Source organism: Paenibacillus sp. EKM211P, assembly GCF_011066175.1.
Lineage (GTDB): Bacteria > Bacillota > Bacilli > Paenibacillales > Paenibacillaceae > Paenibacillus > Paenibacillus polymyxa.
The window spans coordinates 45,074-63,200 of sequence record NZ_JAAMNS010000001.1 but is presented as its reverse complement, the minus strand read 5'-3'; the positions used below and the strand labels follow the sequence as shown (position 1 = coordinate 63,200).

The following is an 18,127-nucleotide window of genomic DNA, read 5'->3' as shown; positions in this document are numbered from 1 at the left end:
GTTTATCCCCCTAATTATTTAGTTAGTTCCAAAAACACCTCATCAAGCGTCGGTTTTCTAACCGAAAACTCTTTGATTTCTATATCTTGCTGAGTTAAATCTAATAGTAATCTCGTCATCACTTTCGTGTCTGCCAGCTTAACGGTCAATTTGGTTCCTTCGGGTGAGATCATGGCCTCCTGAGCGATCTCCGCCTTGATTAGTCCTTTGGCTCTTTCGGCGTCCCTCATATACTCCAGAGTAATTTCAAAATGGGTATCGCTTAACAAAGACTTCAATTCATTCGGCGTTCCCTGAGAAATGATTCTTCCATGATTAATTATTGCTAGTCGATCTGCTAGTTGATCCGCTTCCTCCAAATACTGAGTTGTCAGCAAGATCGTTGCCCCGTCGCTTGCCAAGTTGCGGATCACTTCCCACATCTCTCCTCGTGTGCGTGGGTCTAAGCCCGTTGTCGGTTCATCAAGAAAAATGAGTGGGGGCTTCACGATTAAACTCACCGATAAATCCAACCGTCTACGCATCCCGCCCGAAAATTCACGAATCGGTCGATCCTTTGCCTCGGTTAATGAAAACTGGTTGAGAAGTTCAAGAGCCCTCGCTTTGGATTGACTCGCTGATAAACCATTCAATTGCCCAAAGAGCTTCAGGTTTTCCATCGCGGTCAATTCCTCATCAACGGTTGCATATTGGCCCGTCAAGCCAATCAAACTTCGAACCTTTTGAGCGTCTTTGGTGACGTCTTTGCCAAAAATCATTGCTTTGCCTTTTGACACTTTAGTAATCGTTGCAAGCATTCGTAAGAAAGTTGTCTTTCCTGCACCATTCGGACCCAGAATACCGAAGATCTCTCCTTTCTTAATATCCAAAGAAATACCATCGACTGCTCGCTTGTTAGGAAACTCTTTAACGATCTCTTTAGTTGAAATGGCTAGCTCTGTCATTCTGTTTTCTCCTTTGCGCATTTAGTAAGGGTACCTTGCTAATAATATAGGGTACCCTTACTAAATTGTCAACAATATAATTTGAATTACTTCGGTGACCTGATAAAATAGAGGGGGACGGAGAACAAATAAGGGGAAATTATTGTGGATGAAAAACAATTAAACGTCGATATAACCACTAACTTCATGAAATATAATGATTTACTTACGGCGTTCTTAAAAGAAAGCAAACTTAAAGGCAGCAGCGTGTTTACCTCTCCAAATCGAGGGCAAGGGAAAATATTGAGTATCCTTCATCAGACGCCAAGTATTTCCCAAAAGGAATTAGTCAATCAATTGGATATGCGCCCGCAATCTGCTTCTGAAATGATTAAAAAGCTAGAAAAAAAGGGATTCATTGAGCGGTATAAATCTGAAGAGGATCAACGCGCGATGATGATTACGCTAACTAAAGCCGGCAAAGTAGTTTCAAATCAACCCGGAGATTTTCAGCCTGTATTTTTAAATGTTCTAACGATGGATGAAAAACAACAATTTAATCGAATACTCGAAAAACTTGTATCCGAAATTGAACCCGAAGTCGCGAAATTTCGAAACAAGCAATAGGGGCGTCATTTATAGATGCCGAAGGGGGGGTACCAGCAGCACGTCTGAATTTCCGGAGAAGGTAGGTTGCGAAAATCAAAGGGAGCCGTCCCTAAGTCGATGATTTGGGGACGGCTCCCTTTACTGTTTACCTCACTTTTCGCTTGCTATTAATTTTTTTGGGACAATCCAACGTATTGCAGCGAGCAAATTTCGCCCTACTTATGATACGGTTCCCCTCGATTAATCTTCACCGCCCGATAAATTTGTTCCACCAGCACCAATCGCATCAGCTGATGTGGCAAAGTCATTCTTCCGAAACTCAGCTTTTGCTGGGCGCGGCGGAGGACTTCGTCAGAGAGACCATGACTGCCGCCAATGACGAAGACAACATGGCTTGTACCGTAGGTGCCGAGCTTGTCCAATTCCTCTGCGAGTTCTTCCGAGCTCCAGAGTTTGCCGTCGATGGCAAGTACAATCACGTGTGCTTCACTTTTCACATGGGCTAAAATACGCTCGCCTTCTCGCTCCTTAACCTGTCGGACTTCCGCCTCGCTTAGTGTGTCTGGGGCCTTTTCATCCGCTACCTCGATCATTTGAAACTTGATGTATGGCCCCAGCCGTTTAGCGTATTCCTGAATGCCCATGACCAAATATTTCTCTTTTAACTTGCCCACACCTATAAGCTGAATAAACAAATTCCATACCCCTATCTATGTCGAATAATAATGTAAAATCGTATTTACGATCCTTAACTTAAAAACATACCTGTAACATAGTTATTTTAGCATCTGAAACGTCTCTTACCTATCTATTTCCTCTCCATTACGAGCCTATCCCCTGTTCAGGTTATACCGGATCATTCATTTAGGCCTCATCACAATGGAATGCTTTCAGTTCCGTATTCATCAAGACACCGTATTAGCATCTGTTGATATTCGCTGATTTGCTCCGCTGTTGCTGATTCCCGTAATGATTCGAACAATGCCGTACATTTCTTGAAATTACGATCGTTACCTGACTGATCTGCTAGTTGCATCGCCTGCACAGTAAGTCCCACCTGCATCCTGTAATCTGCCGTACTTCCGATAGTACAAAGCCAAATGATAGCAGTAGCTATAATAGTAAGATATGTTCTCTGCGTCTTCATAACTCTCAAATTCATCAATCTGCTCTGCAAACGTATGTAAGATATCTGCCACATCCAAATGATACATAAGCGCTGCCTGTAATATGGTATTTAGCCCCGGTAATATTTCCTCTAGATTATCCTGCAAAAAGGCTACATATTCCTCGATCAGCTCTATATTTCCAGATAAAATATCTACTGCATATAAATTAGTTTTGGCTAAAAACCTGAATTCCTCGACAACCTGATTGTCTTCTTCCTCTAAATCCTCCATCCACCCTAGCTCAGCATACTTATAGATGCACTCCCTTGCCTGCTCATATGCACCCTGATTCTGGTGAGCCATTCCGCACATCAGGTGACTGAGCCCAAAATAATATACCAACGGACGTTCTAAATTGACATGCGAGATGGGTAATTTCATTGCTTTATAATACTGCCTTTCTTCGTAGATACGCTGGACACATTGGTACAAAATATCCGCCGTCTCCATCACCTTTTTCCAATTTTCAAAAGCCACAGCCATCTCCAACATTTCAACAATGATATCCGGTTTGAGTGATTTCAGGATAGAAGTTTCCAAGAGTAGCCTCTCCTCATATTCCCATGTACAGCCAATTGTATAGAAATTGGAATAGGAGGTCAATATAAAAAGTACTTAAGAGTACAATTTTATGTGTTTTTATTTTGCATAAGATGGTCTGTAACGATATTCTCTCCTCTTCTAACCTTAAGTGGAGGTGATCACATGAGTTTACCAGAAAGTGTCGGAAACCGGATACGGGAGCTAAGAAAGGCTAAAGGATGGACACAGGAACAACTGGCAGAAGCCGCAGGACTTCATTACAGTTATATTGGCGGAGTTGAACGTGGAGATCGAAATATTTCATTGGAGACGTTGGAAAAAATTATTTTAGCGCTAAAAGTTCCAGCCTTTGAACTTTTTCAATTCGATGAACCTACGGATCGAAAACAAATCATAAATGAACTTATGTTACTCATAAATTCAAGAGAAACAACAGAACTCGAAATTCTTACTACTATTACTAAAAACATTGTTGGTTTAGTTGAGTTACAGCATAAAAAGATTTGAACTATTCCCTTCTACCTGACTTTTACACTTCATCTTCCATAAGCTTGTTATGAGGTGGTTAATATAACAAAATTACGAAATTCGGTTGGGGAAAGAATTAGAGCAATTCGGAAGGCTAAGGGATTAACACAGCAACAACTTGCGGAGCTTTCAGGATTAGATGATGCATATATCGGATCACTAGAGCGTGGTGAAAGAAACTTTTCGATTGATACCTTGGAGAAGGTGTTAACCGCCTTAAACGTGTCTATCAGTGAATTAATGTTTTCCGAAGAACATATGACTACAGACGAAATGATTCGGCAAGAAGCGATAGATGAGTTTGTTGCGTTGACCAGCAGATTGAACGAAGAGCAAATCGGTATTCTCAGACGCGTCAGTAAAGAAGTTTCACGCGCGTTCGAGTAAGCCATTCCATCCTAAAAATCTTTGAATAAAACCAAAAAAGAGCACCGCATAGGTGCCCTCTAAACCTTTTATAAAAATACTCAAGCGTACAACATAAAAAAGCTCACTTCATGTCCCAGTTGCTTCAGATAATTATAGATCTGCGAGCGGTGATGGAACACATGGGTCACAGTCTCAATCTGCCATTGAACCTGTAGATGCCCATGCTCCATATAAAAGGCCTTCGTCGAACGATTCAGATAATCGTCTTCGCTAAGCGAAAGAATGTAAGCCTTATATGCCTCAAAATTCTCCCTAAAAGTCGTAGCCAAGCGCTCGGGATCTTCTACCCCGGACAGGCTGGTTTCAATCTCTCCCACTTCACCCTCGGACTTCTCCTGCATAATCGCAAGATCCGAAGCTGGAATAAGCACAAAGTGGTGCACTAACTCCAGCAGCGAACGGAAATTGTCCTGTGGGCGAAAGCTCCAATCCTCTGGACGTATTTTACGAATCAAGGCTTCCCCCGTCCGTACCCCGGTCTCCAGCTCATTCAGCAGATGATCGCGAACTTGCAGTGTTCCACTCATATTCTCATCTCTCCTTTGCCATTCTTCTTCCTATTTTGAGTATAGCCGAGGGTTCCGAACGTGTATTGTAAAAATCGGACAACTTCCGAAAGTCCTTAGCCGCAGTAAGCGGGGAAGCTCCATAAAATCTGCGAAAATCACGGATTAGATGCGCTTGGTCAAAAAAGTTATGCTTCAATGCCAACTCCATCGAATCGACAGAATCACCATTCTGAATACTGTGTAGAACGCTCTGGAAGCGGACGACTTCACTGAACTTTTTGGGGCTGATTCCGATCCATTGTCCGAACTTACGATTGATCTGTCTTTCACTGATCGCTTCACGCTCCGCAAGCTCCTTAACCCCCACACTCCCACCGCTCACAAAGATGCGATGCAGCAAGTTTTTCATCAGGTCACAATCGTTCGTGCGTTGGCGCATTAGAAGCTGGTTAAGATACTCCTCCATGATGCGCACCCGTTCATTGAAATCCCGCGCTTCCAAAATGCGCTCACCTATGATCTCAATATTCTCGGGCCATATGTCTTCCAAGCGGTAATTACCGCCTGTAAACAAATGAGTCGGCATGCAGTGAAAATAGTGTGCTCCACCGGGAAAAAATCGCACTGCAAAAATACGTGTTTCGGACCCTGCTTGTCTGGTAGACACGAACGGATTCGTAAATGTCCCACAGTATGAGAGTTCCTGACGCTTACTCACCGGGTCGTATTCTAATAGAATATCCGTACAACCATCAGGTAATACCCGGTCCACTGCCTCTTCTTCCTCCAGCCAGCCTAATGAAGCTTCGTCTCTATCCGATACTGCCACATTCCGTTCGGAAACTTCTCTAGTAGCTGGACCCGACTCCCAATAGCAGGCTACGTAAGCTCTCAGCGCAGCAGACGGCTTTTGTTCAATATAATATGCATAGGGATCACTTCCATTGACCTGAAGCGGACGAAACAGTGAATGCAGCAAAGGGTCCATCCAACGTTCACTCCTGTCTCAGTACGTGGGGGATATATACAAAAAGGACGTTTCTGCCCGAAACGCCCGTGCTTGTTTTTTAGACGACCAAAAACTCTGCTTTCTTCTCACATTCCTTGCACTTCACTGGAGGGTCCCAATCCGAAAATTTCGTTTCTTTGAGATCGACGACATCCGGTGCATCCTCGTATTCATCGACGAACATATCAATTGCCAGTTCCACATGCTCTTTACATACCACGTACATTCCAGTTGCATCCCTTTCCGTTTGAAGCTCTTCCTGTTGTAGGTGTGACTAAACCGTCTTCCTTTGTTCTACCACACTTGACGCGGAAAGGAAAGGGCTTGCCCACTATCCCTGACGTTTGGTCTTAAAAATGAGAAAATTACTGACGTTCAGGTCTTCACGGAAATGGGGATATTTCTCCAGCATGTCAGCAGACGGCTTCGGTTCGACCATCCCATCCAACAACAAGCCAGCCTCAACAATGGTCTGTACATAGCTGCCCAGCGTACGATGAAAATACAAAAGCTTTTCCTCCTGATCATAAGGAATGGCTTGCTCCAATGGGCCTTCATTGAAATATTGATCCACTTTCCAATACAGCTTTTTCCCTGTCTCATCCTTCACCCATCCACTCTGCGGCGTCAGAAAGCACGGATGCAGAATAGAAAAAATAAAGCGGCCTCCTGGAACTAATAATCGCTGCATTTCGGCAATCGCCTGCTCATAATGAGCCAAGTCCTGTATGACCATATTGGACACGATCAGATCAAAGCTCTGGTCCCCGAACATCTCCAGCTTCTCCAGATTGCCATGGTGATATGTAATTCCCAACGCTGATGGTGTTCGCTCTTTGGCTAGCCTCAGCATCTCTGTCGAGTAATCGACAGCCTCCACCAAAGCACCCGCCCTGGCCATTTTCCGGCTCAGATAACCTTCGCCACAGCCGGCATCCAGCACCTTTTTGCCTGCGATCAGTCCCATACACTCTTGCAAAGCAGGATTTAGCAGCACTTCACGAGACCGATCCCCTTCTTCAGTGTACTTAGCAGTAAAATTTTCCGCATGCATATTCCAGCGTCGAATGGCCTCTTCGGTGTTCCATGTCCCCATATTTAGCTCCATCTCCCTTCCGTACTCATTAGCCCTTTGCGAATCCATCTTTCGCGTAGGGTCATAGATTCTACACTCATTTCTGTATTTTTTCAATAATAACGCTTACAATTGTAAAATAACTAATTCATATATGATTTTTACTTGAATTATGCAGGTATTCCAGATTAGGATAATATGGTAATGTTTATTAGAAAGCGCTTTCAAAAATAACTTTGTAAAGGGGCCTGTTATGTTAAAACGAAGACCCATTTCATTGCTGTCGTTGACGCTTGCCATCACCCTATTGTTATCCACGTTCGCATCCGTGGCCGCTGCTGCTGAAACGGACGGACAAGCACAGCCAGCTGCTGCCACAAGCAATATGCAGTCATACGTGGAAGCCATGCAGCCTGGATGGAATTTAGGAAATTCGCTGGATGCTGTCGGGGCGGATGAAACCGCCTGGGGCAATCCGCGCATTACCCAAGCTTTGATCCAGCAAATTGCTGCCCAAGGGTACAAAAGTATTCGGATTCCCGTCACCTGGGATAAGCATATTGGAGCCGCACCCCATTATACCGTTGAATCTGCTTACATGAACCGTGTGGAAGAGGTTGTTCGCTGGGCACTGGATGCCAATCTGTATGTCATGATTAATGTCCATCATGATTCATGGACGTGGGTAAGCAGTATGGAGCCCAAGCATGATGAAGTGTTAGCTCGCTATAACGCATTATGGACACAAATTGCCGACCGCTTTAAAAATCAGCCCAACAAGTTGATGTTTGAAAGTATTAACGAGCCCCGCTTTTCTGAAGGGGGAACCACGGATGAAGCGAAAATGAATCAGATGCTTCATGAGCTAAATGTATCCTTCCACAAAATCGTTCGCGCCTCCGGTGGTAAGAATGCCACTCGTCCCCTTGTCCTATCCGGTCTGGATGCTGCACCTGCCCAAGCCAAGATCAGCCAACTTGCCAACACGATTACTGGGCTGAACGATCCTAATCTGATTGCGACTGTTCACTATTATGGCTTTTGGCCTTTCAGTGTGAACATTGCCGGGAATACAACTTTTGATAAAGCTGCCCAAGACGATATTATTCAAACCTTTGATAATGTCTATAACACCTTTGTAGCCAAGGGAATCCCGGTTATTGTCGGTGAATATGGCCTGCTCGGTTTTGATAAACATACAGGTGTTATTGAACAGGGCGAAAAGCTGAAGTTTTTTGAATTTTTGACTTATTACATGAAAGTGAAGAAAGTAACAGGCATGCTCTGGGATAACGGCCAGCATTTGAATCGGAGCACTTACAAGTGGTCTGATCCTGAACTCTTTAATGTCATTAAGGCCAGCCTGAAAGGACGTTCCTCCAATGCAGCTAGTGATCTCATTCACTTGAAGAAAGGCTCTTCTGTTCAGGATACCAAGATCACTCTAAACCTGAACGGCAACCAGTTGAAATCGCTCAATGCCAACAGCAAGCAGCTGAAACAGGGCACCGACTATACGCTGAGTGGAGATACATTAACCTTCAAAGCCAGCTTGCTCACCAGCCTAATTACTTCCGGTAAATATGGTGAGAATGCCGTCATTACCGCCAAGTTTAATAAGGGGGCAGATTGGAATTTTAAAGTCGTCGTGTATGATACGCCGAAATTAAGTGCTGTCGAAGGGACTACACAAGCCTTTACCATTCCAACAGACTTCCGTGGTAGCCTGCTTGCGACGATGGAAGCCGTGTATACGAATGGAGGCAATGCCGGTCCACAGGATTGGACACCTTATAAAGAGTTTGGCAATACTTTTGCCCCTTCCTATGATACGAATGGCATCAAGCTGCTGCCTGAATTTTTCAACAGTGTGAAGGATGGTGAAGTCACGTTGAAGTTCCACTTCTGGAGCGGCGATGTAGTGACATACAAAATCACCAAGAACGGAACCCGCGTGACGGGTACGACATCTTAATCCAAGGCACTGCAGAAATCAAAAAAAGGCGTTCCCGGAAATAAGCCGGAGAGCGCCTTCTTTATAGTTAAGTCTATCATTCAACCTTAGCCTTCCGGCTTATCTGTTAATTTTAACGTCACCGACTCTTCCTTGCCTGCCCGGTAAAAGGTAACTTTAAGCTCATCGCCAATCTTCTTGTTATCGTACAGGTAGCGACGCAAATCAAGCGTAGAGTTAATCGGTTCGCTATCAAACGCTGTAATGACATCGTTCAGCTTCAAGCCGCCCTCCTTGGCAGGACCATGGGCCTCCAGAACAACGGCTCCATCCTTGACGCTGTCAGGCAGCTTGAGTTCCTTGCGCTGAGTTTCATCCAGCGGTGCATATTCATTATTGAGGTCCACCGTGTACACCCCCAAATAAGGGCGGGTAATCTTGCCGTCCTCAACCAGTTCATTCACCGTCTTCATTACCTCATTAGCAGGAATGGCGAAGCCCAGTCCTTCAACACCTGTATCGGCGATTTTCATCGTATTGATGCCAATCACCCGTCCGTCCAGATCGACCAGCGCTCCGCCGCTGTTTCCTTCATTAATCGCTGCATCGGTCTGAATCACATGCTGTTCCCAGTCATATACACCATCCTGATTAATGGAGATCGGAATGATGCGATTCGTATAGCTCACAATGCCGGAGGTCAGGGTGTCTCCCAATCCGAGCGGGTTGCCAATCGCAATGACCGTCTCGCCCAGACGAAGTTTGTTGGAGTCCCCGATATCCGCTACTGTGCTAATGCCTTTATCATCAACGGCCAGTACGGCGATATCACTAATGCGATCCTTTCCGACCAGCTTCGCCTCTTTTCTGACACCGTCTACGGTTACAATATCCAGATCATCCGATCCTTCAATGACATGGTTGTTTGTCATAATAAAGGCTTTGCCTGAGCTCACACGGAAAATGACGCCCGATCCAAGCGCGGATTGTTCCGTACTTTTACCGTCTTCCCCCTTCAGGTTTACGATGCTGACGACGGCTGGGCGTACCTTGGCTGCCGCCTGCACAATCCGATCATACGGATCGCCCGCTGCTTGCCGCAAGGGATAGTGACTTGCTCCGGTTACCGCTGTAGTGGAGGGCAGACCTGTAACAAAGCTGAACAGCAGCACGGAAACCACTGCACTCACCGCACCGCTAATGACAGCAGCCTGCACCGGACTTACCCGACGATTCCTGTGCGGCCAACGTCCTCGTCCTCCGCGACGCGCCTTAAATGCCGTTTTTTTAGCCGCACGTGTGGACACCTTCGTTGAATAAAAATCATCATCAAACAAGCCCATGCTAATCCTCTCCCCTTCGTTGTCATGCACCGACACTCACTAAAAAATTAGGGCTATTCGGGCTTGCGCCAACCTATGCTACAGAGAACCTGCTCCGTTGAACATCTCAAATGGATTGAATATCCCCTACCATCGGAATTCAGCAACTAATCGTTCCGGTCTACTTATTAATCACCACAAATGGAACCTTCCTAAGCAACCAAATCTCATAAATTAGCATACACGCCGAATCTGACCCCGAATAGAGGAAAAAAGAGGAATGATTTCCAAACCAATGGACTACAATAGTAACAAGTCTTCTATTCTATTACAAAATGATCGTCTCATAGAGACGTTCTGGCTTGTTCCCGTCCGCTTAAAGCAGCCTATACTTTCGATGAGAGCCTTCCTTCAGAAAGCTTTCTGTTGTTAGCTTTATTGTATCACAGCACTTGGCAAAACCACAGGCAGAACCAAGCTTATTGCACGCCATTTTAAAAATATTTTTACAGGAGGAATATAGGATGAATTCCCATCGTTCCGCTATGGATGAAGTTCGCATGGCAGCCAAGCTTGCGGATTTGAAAGACGAGCACTACCGTAATACACTGGCGCTAAGTACATTGATTGAGCTACTGGTGGACAAAGGCATAGTGACCCGTGAAGAGGTCGAGCGCAAAGCCGCCGAGTTGGACAGCTTTATGGCTCACTTACCTTATCCCAAGGTGTAGGACGATCATAATACGTATCACACAATCGAAACTCACTATCCTTGTAAAAACAGCCGCGGTCTTCCATCGCATCGCGTACAGTCATCTTCGCAAGTTCCATCATATTGTGGTCGCGGCTCAAGTGTGCCAGATACGTTCGCTTTGTCCGTCCGGTCAACAACTCGCTAAGAATCGCACCTGCCATCTCATTGGATAAGTGGCCGATATCACTGAGAATACGGCGCTTGATGTTCCAAGGATAACGGCCCATACGCAGCATTTCTACATCATGATTAGCCTCCAGCACCAATACATCTGCGTCTGATATCGCTTGTTTTACCTTATCGCTGACATAGCCGAGATCGGTTGCTACGCTAAGCTTCTCTGCCCCATCATAAAAGCTGTACCCTACGGGCTCAGCCGCATCATGGGAGATGCCAAAAGACTCTACACGCAATGACTCAAATTCCCTTGTCGCGCCTGTCTCCAATATTCTGCGGTTATCATCCGCAATTTGCCCAACAGCGTTGCTGATGGCAAACCATGTCTTCTCGTTAGCATATATAGGTAAATTATATTTACGCGCCATGGCGCCTAGTCCTTTAACATGATCGGAATGCTCATGTGTGACCAAAATACCATCCAACTCTTCTCCGCTCAGATCGCGTTCTTTCAGCAATTCGTCAATACGCTTTGCGCTGAGACCTGCATCGATGAGCAATGTCGTGTCTTCGTTCCGCACAACGGTAGCGTTGCCGGTCGAACCGCTCGACAGCACGGTAAAAGAAATCCCCATATCTGTTCAAGACCCTTCTGTATGTTCTGTCTTTGGACTAATGACATCTCCGTTCATCTGTACATAATACACACCTTTTCCGTTGTCCAGCATAAACCGCCACACCGGGGCAGCCACCTGGCTATCGGAGTTAAAGGTCTGTCCGTAATACCCTAGCCGGATATCCTTCACTACGGAGTCACGCGGCAAATAGCCGTCGATCAACCTCGCCAAGGCTTTGGACGCAGGCAGCATTTTCTTTGCCTCATCCGAGGGCTGGAGCTCCACCTGAATTTTGCGATACCCTGTAATCTTCTGATTGCTGTAAAACAGAGCCAGCTTCACATTAAAGAGCGGCCACTTGCCCTGTACCAATGGATGCAGCACAAAAGCATCTGCCTGTCCGGATACGAGCTCCTCCTGAACATCCAGCGGATCATACTGATAGCTATCGATATCCTTGATTTGCGGCTCCAGTGCCTCCACTAGCGCATCATGAGTGAATACCAGCTTGCTGTCGACCGGTCTCAGCAACTGCACAAGTTCATCTTTCTCTCCACTATGGACATAGGTGTAAGACAGCTTGGGCAGCTGCGGGGTATCTCCGGGAATCGGAGCCAACACCTGAATGCTTTTCTCTTCCATTAAACGCTGCGTGTTTTCATCCAGTGAAGTAAAATCCAGATTCGGCCCGGCCGTTTCCTGCGCATCATGCCACAGTTGATAACCCAATACCACATTGAGCAGCAAAAATGTACAGATCAGTACGTTTTTAGCGCGGCTCCAATCCATTCCCTTTCCCCCTTCCTATCATCGCTTTGTCTCTTGGTCTGACTTTTTTAATGTTGTATTGGATGCTGTCGTTACAGGAACAGCATGAATCTCTGCAACAGAACCGTCGTTGAACGTAACACGCCACTCTGGGATGAGCTTCAATCCGTCATTGATCAGCTCTGGCTGATATACAGGAGTTAGATCTCTAATCGACTTGCCGTCGCCTACCGTTTGCAGTTGCTTCTCCAAGGTCTCACCACCTGGCAGCATCACTTTCTTTGAGGATTGCTCCCCGCCCTTGAGATACAGCAACGAACGATCATAGACAGATGCCGTTTCCTGCTGGATTTGCAAGGAGATCGTACCAAAGCGGAACGATGGCGTGTCCAGCACCGGATAAGCGCCATAATACTGCTGGAACATCACGCTCGTGCGATTTTCATTGCTGCTTCTCAATTTCAGCTGATACGCAGCATCCCAGCCGCCATGCTGATTCACAAAATCAACTGCGGCCAACACGTCCCTAATTGGGCTGCTTCCATCCGCTCCCGGTGCACTAGGATCGGTATAGCTCATCCAACGTTGATCCTGCTTGATCTGTAAGCTACGCTTGCTATCTGTATAAATCTGTGAACCATCTTTTTCCTGAATATTGCGCGTAATGCCCGGATCGAAAAATAAATTCCGCTGCATCTGTTCTGTCGTAAACAACCCGGCATATACCACAGGCTGTACAGTCTCCAGGTCATCCACGGGAATGTAATACTGATTATTCACCAGCTTGTACAACGGGGCATTTTTTCCAAAATTCACATGCTGCCGAATGTCTTCTACCGTCATATCGAACTGGTTCGCCTCATACACCACATCACCTCTGGCACTGAAAAAGAGTGCGTGCGGCTTGGCATTCTTTTCGTCGATGTAGATCCAGATGCGGTTAATCGTCTCCCCCTGAAATACTGAATCCGGCGTCAGACGCATGACCCGCTCCAGTAATGAAACCGGAACCCCGCCGGAAAATGATAATTCGATCCCCTCATTCTCACTGCGAATCCGTGCCCAGTCCGCTGACTGGATACTCCGACGTTGGAAATTGTTAAAGCTTCGGCTTTCCAGCCGTGTATAAATCAAATCGTAAAAAGTAACCCCCGGATAAAAAACGGTATGTTTCTTCTCACCTTGATGAATTAGCATCCTATCAGGGAATACAAGATTTTCAATCTTTCTCTCCTGCCCCATGCTTTCAGTTTTGACATAGTTCGTTTCTGAAGTGAGTACAGAATCACTGCCTGGAAGACGGTAGATCAAAAAATAAGTCTGAACCAGACTGGAAGCCACCAGCAAAACAAGCGTCCAGGACTTCAAACGTTCCTTCACTGTGCTTCCCTCCCTTCACCCGACATAGGCAGCGTAAAGGTTGTACAAGTTCCCTGACCATATTCAGACTCCAGGAAAATCTGACCTCCATGGGCCTTTACAATTTCCCGGGCAATCGACAGTCCCAGTCCTGTGCCACCCATATTGCGCGATCTCGCTTTGTCCACACGATAAAACCGTTCAAAAATCCGGTCCAAATCTTTTTTGGGAATACCAATTCCGGTATCCTGTACCGAAATAGCCAGCATTCCCTCATGGTTGCGACGAGCCTCGATCCGGATACTTCCACCTTCCGGCGTATATTTCAATGCATTGGACATCAAATTGTCCAGCACTTGATCAATCTGATCGCGGTCGATCACGACCTTGCCAATCCCCTGCTCTACGAACATGCCTGAGCGAATGTGTTTTTGCTTCATTTGAAAAGAAAACCGATCCGCGACCTCGTCCAGCATCTCCATCACATCGGCAGGCTGCATCCGCAGAGGCGCCTCATTGGAATCGAGCCGCGACAGATGCAGCAAATCCGTAACCAGCCGGATCATACGCTCCGTCTCGTTACGGATGACACCTACAAAACGCTCTGCGAGCTGCGGCTCAGCCATCGCGCCGTCATCCAGCGCTTCAGCGTAGCTACGGATCGTCGTCAGCGGTGTGCGCAGCTCATGAGATACATTAGCGACGAATTCCCGCCGCGTCGTCTCCATCTCCTCCTGCTCCGTCACGTCCTGAAGCACAGCAATCGTGCCCGTAATGCCAAATTCCCGCCGATGAATGGGTGTAAAGGTCACGCGGATGACGATGGGTTCATCCTGACCGGCCGGCTCCAGCTGCAAGAGCGTAGAAGCGGACGATCCGCTGTACAGGGCCTCGGTTTCCTCCGGGTCGATCCCCAGAAGTACCGCGATATGTCTACCGGTCATTTCATTCTCGTTCACGCCCAGCATGGCGCTGGCCCGGCGGTTGACCAGAATGACCCGGCCATGATCGTCGGTAGCGACCACACCGTCGCTCATATTGGTCAAGATGGAGGAGAGCTTTTCCTTCTCCTCCTCATTCTGCGACAGAGCCTCACGTAGACGTCCTGTCATATAGTTAAAGGCCACGCTCAGCCTGCCGATTTCATCTTCGCCAAACACTGGCATCTGCTGGTCAAACTTGCCCTCAGCGACCTCCGTTGCATGACGTGTCATCACTTTGATTGGATGCGTAATCGTGTGGGCCAACACCACGCCCAGCACAGCCGTCAACGCGAGCGCAATCAGCATACCTGAGAGAAACACATTGTTAATGCGTTTCATCGTATCGTACAGCTCAGCCATCGAAGCAGCGATGTACACTGCACCGACGATTTTGCCTTGGCTGATGACAGGCTTGGCGACGACCTTCTTGCGGACGTTATCTTCGTCCACCATATATTCCTCGTTATCACGAATTCCTTGGAGTGCGCGGCTAACCACTGTCTGCGTATTTTTACGTCCGACATAGTCAGCATGAGAGCCTTGAGAAGTAATCAGTACTTTGCCACTGGCATCCAGCACCTGAATTTCCGCGCCGCTGAAATCAAACAAGTTATTCACGCGTGCACGCAGACTTTCGACGCTATCTTCCTCCATTTTGCCATCACTGCCACTCAGATCCTGCTCCGCCAGCACGGACAGCATCTCCGCCCGTGCTTGCAAATCCTGCGTAAAATTACTCGTCAACGAGTTCTTCATCGAGCTGACAAAATAGACTCCAATCAACTGCATGGCCACCAAGATTAGCAGCACATAGATAATAATCAGCTTGGCATGAATGGTGCGAAAGAAGGACAGCCATCTCATGCCCGCAGGCCACCTTTGCCCCCGCTAACGATATATCCGAGGCCACGCCGTGTCAGGATCGTCTCCGGCTTGCTCGGGTTCTCCTCAATCTTCTCGCGCAGTCGCCGGATCGTCACGTCTACCGTCCGCACATCCCCGTAGTACTCAAATCCCCATACCGCTTGAAGCAAATGCTCGCGAGTCATGACCTTGCCTGCATTTTTCGCCATATAGTACAGGAGCTCATACTCGCGGTGCGTCAGGTCAAGTGGAGTTCCGTTTTTATAGGCTGTATACATATCCGCATCAAAAAAGAGATCGCCTACGCGCAGCCCCTGCTTATCCTCCTGTGGGCGGCTTTCCGGCGTGCCTGCTACGCCGCGTTGCTGTCTACGCATCTGTGCCTTTACCCGTGCCAGCAATTCGCGTGTGCTGAACGGCTTCGTCACATAATCGTCCGCACCCAGCTCCAGCCCTAGCACTTTGTCGATTTCCCCATCCTTCGCAGTCAGCATAATAATTGGCGTCTGAAGCTGATGTCCGCGCACCTCGCGGCATACGTCCATACCGTCCATGCCCGGCAGCATCAGGTCCAGCAAAATCAGGTCTGGCTGTTGCTTAACCGCGATATCCACCGCACTGATTCCATCAAAGGCGCAAATGACCTCGTATCCTTCTTTTTCCAAATTAAATTTCAAAATATCAGCGATAGGTTGTTCATCATCCACTACTAGAATCGTCCCTTGCATACAGCGCTCACCTCTTCTCACGGATCATCATCTATTATTAACTTTCGTTTGTCAGTACCCATAAGATGCTTATTCTATTCTATCATACCCGTATGCTATTCCATTACTTTTCCAGACCCTTTTCTTTACGCAGAAAAAACCATGCCTGCACCTGGCTATTAAGCATGCAGAAAACATGGTCTTCCTCCTTGATCCTCATCGAATCACATAACTCTCGATTTAAACATCCAATCTATCTTAAATACGTCATTGGATTTTGTGGCGTATTATTTTTGCGAATCTCAAAGTGAACATGTGTGCCTGTGGAACGTCCGGTGCTTCCCATGATACCAATCGCTTCACCTTGCTGAACAACCTGTCCCACATGGACACCAATACTGTTCAAATGCCCGTATACTGTTTGATAGCCGTTGCGATGATCAATCATAATGACATTACCGTAGCCATTCTGCTGACCGGCAAATGTGACGACACCTTCATCTGAAGCTTGAATCGTATGATCGCCGACCAAGTCAACACCTTCATGCATACGTCCCCAACGTCCTCCGAAGCTACTCGTCATGATTGCACCCGCAGTCGGCCAGGCAAATTGGCCCGAGCCTTCCCCCTCGACTTTCGTTCCTCTCAGAACCACCTCGGTAACAGACGGCTGTAACACCTTTTGACCGAGCCATTCCTCTTGCACGACCTCACCGTTCTCCTTGGTCAAACGGTAGTCCATCTCTTTAAGACCTGCTTGTCCCGGTCTGACGACTTTCGTAACTCCTGCCTTCAATTCATCGCTCTGGCGAATCTCTACTTCAGGCTCGATAGCAATCTGCTCGACGACCTTTTCTACCGTTCGTACCGTAACAGGTACCTTGGGAGCCGTGACCTTTAACTCGTCCCCAATTTGCAAATACAACTCACGCAGACCGGGATTGTTCTGCTTAATCTCCCAAGCCGTCGTATCGAACTTCGTAGCAATCGACGACAAAGAATCGCCTTCTTGCACCGTATAGGTTGTAGGAGCTTCACGTCCCTCGGTCAATACTTTAACCGCTTCTTCCTCCGTCAGCACCTTGTTCGGATCTGCTTTCACAGGCTCATACGCAATCTTTTCACGGATACTGGCAGACTCCAGCCATGCTTTAGGCGCCTTCGTGCTTGCGCTAGCATGACTACTCCCCACGGATGTTTTGCGAACCAGCCCCTTAATGCCTGTCGCCGTACCTTCACCCGCAGGTGTGTATTTCTTCTGCACTTGCTTTAAAGCCGCTTGTGCCGTCGCTTTATCCTTTACAATGCCAACCGTCTGTCCGTTGACCTTCATTTCTACTCCTTTGGCATAGGCAGTCAGCATGCCATCCAGCTTCTTCAACGTGGCTGCGCTATCGATATCTGCCTTATATGCCTTTTCCGTGCTCGTCGTGACCGCGCTCGTATTGAGCACCATTTGCACGTCAGGATACTTGTCTTTATACTGTTTGCTCTTCGTTGTGTACAGTTGCTTAAGCTGTTGTTCATTCAGGATACTGCCGACCTCAACGCCTTTAACATACACTTTATAATAAGGAACCGTATTGGCACCAACATACTGATTGCTAGCAAAAATAAGACCGCCAACAATCACAATGCCGCCTGCCGTCCAACTTAACCATCTTTTCCGTCCGTTCCACCATGTTGCTATTTTCCCTGCTTTATCGGCAGAATTGCTTTCAACACTTGAATTCCCATTCCTGTGGTCTGGTGATAACTTCCCCTTAGAAACCTCCATGGTTCTCTCCTTTTCAGCATATCCTATCTCTATTAAATGCGTTCATTATTGTCCTTTTACATGATAAAAGTAGCCGTTTTACAAGCTTATCTATGATAATAGTCGCTATCT

General features: G+C 47.0%; 18 protein-coding genes and 1 pseudogene. 5 read left to right on the top strand and 14 right to left on the bottom strand.

The genetic code is table 11. From position 1 onward, the window contains the following. Positions 1–14: 14 nt before the first annotated feature. Positions 15–944: a daunorubicin resistance protein DrrA family ABC transporter ATP-binding protein gene (locus G9G57_RS00315; protein ID WP_019689074.1), complete on the bottom strand. Its 930-nt coding sequence runs from the start codon at positions 942–944 to the stop codon at positions 15–17. A 144-nt stretch (positions 945–1,088) separates the two neighbouring features. On the opposite strand from G9G57_RS00315, the gene G9G57_RS00310 reads away from it, so the two are divergent. After that, positions 1,089–1,550, top strand: a complete 462-nt coding sequence (locus tag G9G57_RS00310) for a MarR family winged helix-turn-helix transcriptional regulator (protein WP_019689075.1) — start codon at positions 1,089–1,091, stop codon at positions 1,548–1,550. Positions 1,551–1,747: 197 nt separating this feature from the next. On the opposite strand, the gene rlmH is transcribed toward G9G57_RS00310, so the two are convergent. Together rlmH and G9G57_RS00300 are read right to left on the bottom strand one after the other, a co-directional pair. Further along, on the bottom strand, positions 1,748–2,227 hold the full coding sequence (gene rlmH / locus G9G57_RS00305) for a 23S rRNA (pseudouridine(1915)-N(3))-methyltransferase RlmH (protein ID WP_013312768.1): 480 nt from the start codon (positions 2,225–2,227) through the stop codon (positions 1,748–1,750). A 179-nt stretch (positions 2,228–2,406) separates the two neighbouring features. After that, positions 2,407–3,241 (bottom strand): annotated as a pseudogene (locus G9G57_RS00300) (DNA-binding protein). A 165-nt stretch (positions 3,242–3,406) separates the two neighbouring features. Between G9G57_RS00300 and G9G57_RS00295 the strand changes: the two are divergent. Together G9G57_RS00295 and G9G57_RS00290 are read left to right on the top strand one after the other, a co-directional pair. Then, a complete protein-coding gene (locus G9G57_RS00295) occupies positions 3,407–3,751 on the top strand; it encodes a helix-turn-helix domain-containing protein (RefSeq protein WP_016822479.1) in 345 nt (114 codons plus the stop codon). Between the two features lie 54 nt (positions 3,752–3,805). Then, complete coding sequence (locus tag G9G57_RS00290) at positions 3,806–4,159, top strand: helix-turn-helix domain-containing protein (RefSeq protein WP_080942697.1); 354 nt, start codon at positions 3,806–3,808, stop codon at positions 4,157–4,159. Between the two features lie 80 nt (positions 4,160–4,239). On the opposite strand, the gene G9G57_RS00285 is transcribed toward G9G57_RS00290, so the two are convergent. The 4 genes from G9G57_RS00285 to G9G57_RS00270 all read right to left on the bottom strand — a co-directional run bounded on the left by G9G57_RS00285 (position 4,240) and on the right by G9G57_RS00270 (position 6,815). Then, the gene (locus G9G57_RS00285) at positions 4,240–4,728 is read right to left on the bottom strand and encodes a DinB family protein (RefSeq protein ID WP_019689076.1); all 489 of its coding nucleotides are present in this window, start codon (positions 4,726–4,728) and stop codon (positions 4,240–4,242) included. 4 nt (positions 4,729–4,732) lie between these two features. Continuing rightward, positions 4,733–5,698: a helix-turn-helix domain-containing protein gene (locus G9G57_RS00280; RefSeq protein ID WP_164964355.1), complete on the bottom strand. Its 966-nt coding sequence runs from the start codon at positions 5,696–5,698 to the stop codon at positions 4,733–4,735. A gap of 79 nt (positions 5,699–5,777) precedes the next feature. Beyond that, positions 5,778–5,945, bottom strand: a complete 168-nt coding sequence (locus tag G9G57_RS00275; protein WP_013373879.1) for a CxxH/CxxC protein — start codon at positions 5,943–5,945, stop codon at positions 5,778–5,780. Between the two features lie 105 nt (positions 5,946–6,050). Next, positions 6,051–6,815, bottom strand: a complete 765-nt coding sequence (locus G9G57_RS00270; RefSeq protein ID WP_164964354.1) for a class I SAM-dependent methyltransferase — start codon at positions 6,813–6,815, stop codon at positions 6,051–6,053. A 232-nt stretch (positions 6,816–7,047) separates the two neighbouring features. Between G9G57_RS00270 and G9G57_RS00265 the strand changes: the two genes are divergently transcribed. After that, positions 7,048–8,769 carry a cellulase family glycosylhydrolase gene (locus tag G9G57_RS00265; protein WP_044786752.1) on the top strand — a complete coding sequence of 574 codons (1,722 nt, stop codon included), beginning with the start codon at positions 7,048–7,050 and terminating at the stop codon, positions 8,767–8,769. An 86-nt stretch (positions 8,770–8,855) separates the two neighbouring features. On the opposite strand, the gene G9G57_RS00260 is transcribed toward G9G57_RS00265, so the two are convergent. After that, positions 8,856–10,091: a S1C family serine protease gene (locus tag G9G57_RS00260; protein WP_025366251.1), complete on the bottom strand. Its 1,236-nt coding sequence runs from the start codon at positions 10,089–10,091 to the stop codon at positions 8,856–8,858. Between the two features lie 503 nt (positions 10,092–10,594). Here G9G57_RS00260 and G9G57_RS00255 point away from each other — a divergent pair. After that, on the top strand, positions 10,595–10,801 hold the full coding sequence (locus G9G57_RS00255; RefSeq protein WP_013373883.1) for a hypothetical protein: 207 nt from the start codon (positions 10,595–10,597) through the stop codon (positions 10,799–10,801). Here the strand turns inward: G9G57_RS00255 and G9G57_RS00250 are convergent. From G9G57_RS00250 to G9G57_RS00225, 6 genes are all read right to left on the bottom strand, one after another. Then, complete coding sequence (locus G9G57_RS00250) at positions 10,770–11,576, bottom strand: MBL fold metallo-hydrolase (RefSeq protein WP_058712154.1); 807 nt, start codon at positions 11,574–11,576, stop codon at positions 10,770–10,772. The two genes, G9G57_RS00255 and G9G57_RS00250, sit on opposite strands and share 32 nt — an antisense overlap. A gap of 6 nt (positions 11,577–11,582) precedes the next feature. Beyond that, on the bottom strand, positions 11,583–12,347 hold the full coding sequence (yycI, locus tag G9G57_RS00245) for a two-component system regulatory protein YycI (RefSeq protein WP_013373885.1): 765 nt from the start codon (positions 12,345–12,347) through the stop codon (positions 11,583–11,585). Positions 12,348–12,365: 18 nt separating this feature from the next. Next, positions 12,366–13,706: a YycH family regulatory protein gene (locus G9G57_RS00240; RefSeq protein WP_164964353.1), complete on the bottom strand. Its 1,341-nt coding sequence runs from the start codon at positions 13,704–13,706 to the stop codon at positions 12,366–12,368. Then, positions 13,703–15,457 (bottom strand): cell wall metabolism sensor histidine kinase WalK, encoded by a 1,755-nt coding sequence (walK, locus tag G9G57_RS00235; protein WP_373364934.1) that lies wholly within the window; start codon positions 15,455–15,457, stop codon positions 13,703–13,705. The genes G9G57_RS00240 and walK overlap by 4 nt, the downstream gene beginning before the upstream one ends. Before the next feature lie 71 nt (positions 15,458–15,528). Beyond that, positions 15,529–16,260, bottom strand: a complete 732-nt coding sequence (yycF, locus tag G9G57_RS00230; protein WP_013373888.1) for a response regulator YycF — start codon at positions 16,258–16,260, stop codon at positions 15,529–15,531. Between the two features lie 232 nt (positions 16,261–16,492). After that, the gene (locus G9G57_RS00225) at positions 16,493–18,016 is read right to left on the bottom strand and encodes a M23 family metallopeptidase (protein WP_044786754.1); all 1,524 of its coding nucleotides are present in this window, start codon (positions 18,014–18,016) and stop codon (positions 16,493–16,495) included. Between the last annotated feature and the right edge of the window lie 111 nt (positions 18,017–18,127).

Excerpts from the sequence above, each read along its gene's own strand:
- G9G57_RS00315 (WP_019689074.1), bottom strand. The coding sequence starts at position 944 with ATGACAGAGCTAGCCATTTCAACTAAAGAGATCGTTAAAGAGTTTCCT.
- yycF (WP_013373888.1), bottom strand. The coding sequence starts at position 16,260 with ATGCAAGGGACGATTCTAGTAGTGGATGATGAACAACCTATCGCTGAT.
- yycI (WP_013373885.1), bottom strand. The coding sequence starts at position 12,347 with ATGGATTGGAGCCGCGCTAAAAACGTACTGATCTGTACATTTTTGCTG.
- walK (WP_373364934.1), bottom strand. The coding sequence starts at position 15,457 with ATGCAGTTGATTGGAGTCTATTTTGTCAGCTCGATGAAGAACTCGTTG.
- G9G57_RS00260 (WP_025366251.1), bottom strand. The coding sequence starts at position 10,091 with ATGGGCTTGTTTGATGATGATTTTTATTCAACGAAGGTGTCCACACGT.
- G9G57_RS00295 (WP_016822479.1), top strand. The coding sequence starts at position 3,407 with ATGAGTTTACCAGAAAGTGTCGGAAACCGGATACGGGAGCTAAGAAAG.
- G9G57_RS00270 (WP_164964354.1), bottom strand. The coding sequence starts at position 6,815 with ATGGGGACATGGAACACCGAAGAGGCCATTCGACGCTGGAATATGCAT.
- G9G57_RS00265 (WP_044786752.1), top strand. The coding sequence starts at position 7,048 with ATGTTAAAACGAAGACCCATTTCATTGCTGTCGTTGACGCTTGCCATC.
- G9G57_RS00280 (WP_164964355.1), bottom strand. The coding sequence starts at position 5,698 with ATGGACCCTTTGCTGCATTCACTGTTTCGTCCGCTTCAGGTCAATGGA.
- G9G57_RS00255 (WP_013373883.1), top strand. The coding sequence starts at position 10,595 with ATGAATTCCCATCGTTCCGCTATGGATGAAGTTCGCATGGCAGCCAAG.
- G9G57_RS00225 (WP_044786754.1), bottom strand. The coding sequence starts at position 18,016 with ATGGAGGTTTCTAAGGGGAAGTTATCACCAGACCACAGGAATGGGAAT.
- G9G57_RS00250 (WP_058712154.1), bottom strand. The coding sequence starts at position 11,576 with ATGGGGATTTCTTTTACCGTGCTGTCGAGCGGTTCGACCGGCAACGCT.
- G9G57_RS00275 (WP_013373879.1), bottom strand. The coding sequence starts at position 5,945 with ATGTACGTGGTATGTAAAGAGCATGTGGAACTGGCAATTGATATGTTC.
- G9G57_RS00285 (WP_019689076.1), bottom strand. The coding sequence starts at position 4,728 with ATGAGTGGAACACTGCAAGTTCGCGATCATCTGCTGAATGAGCTGGAG.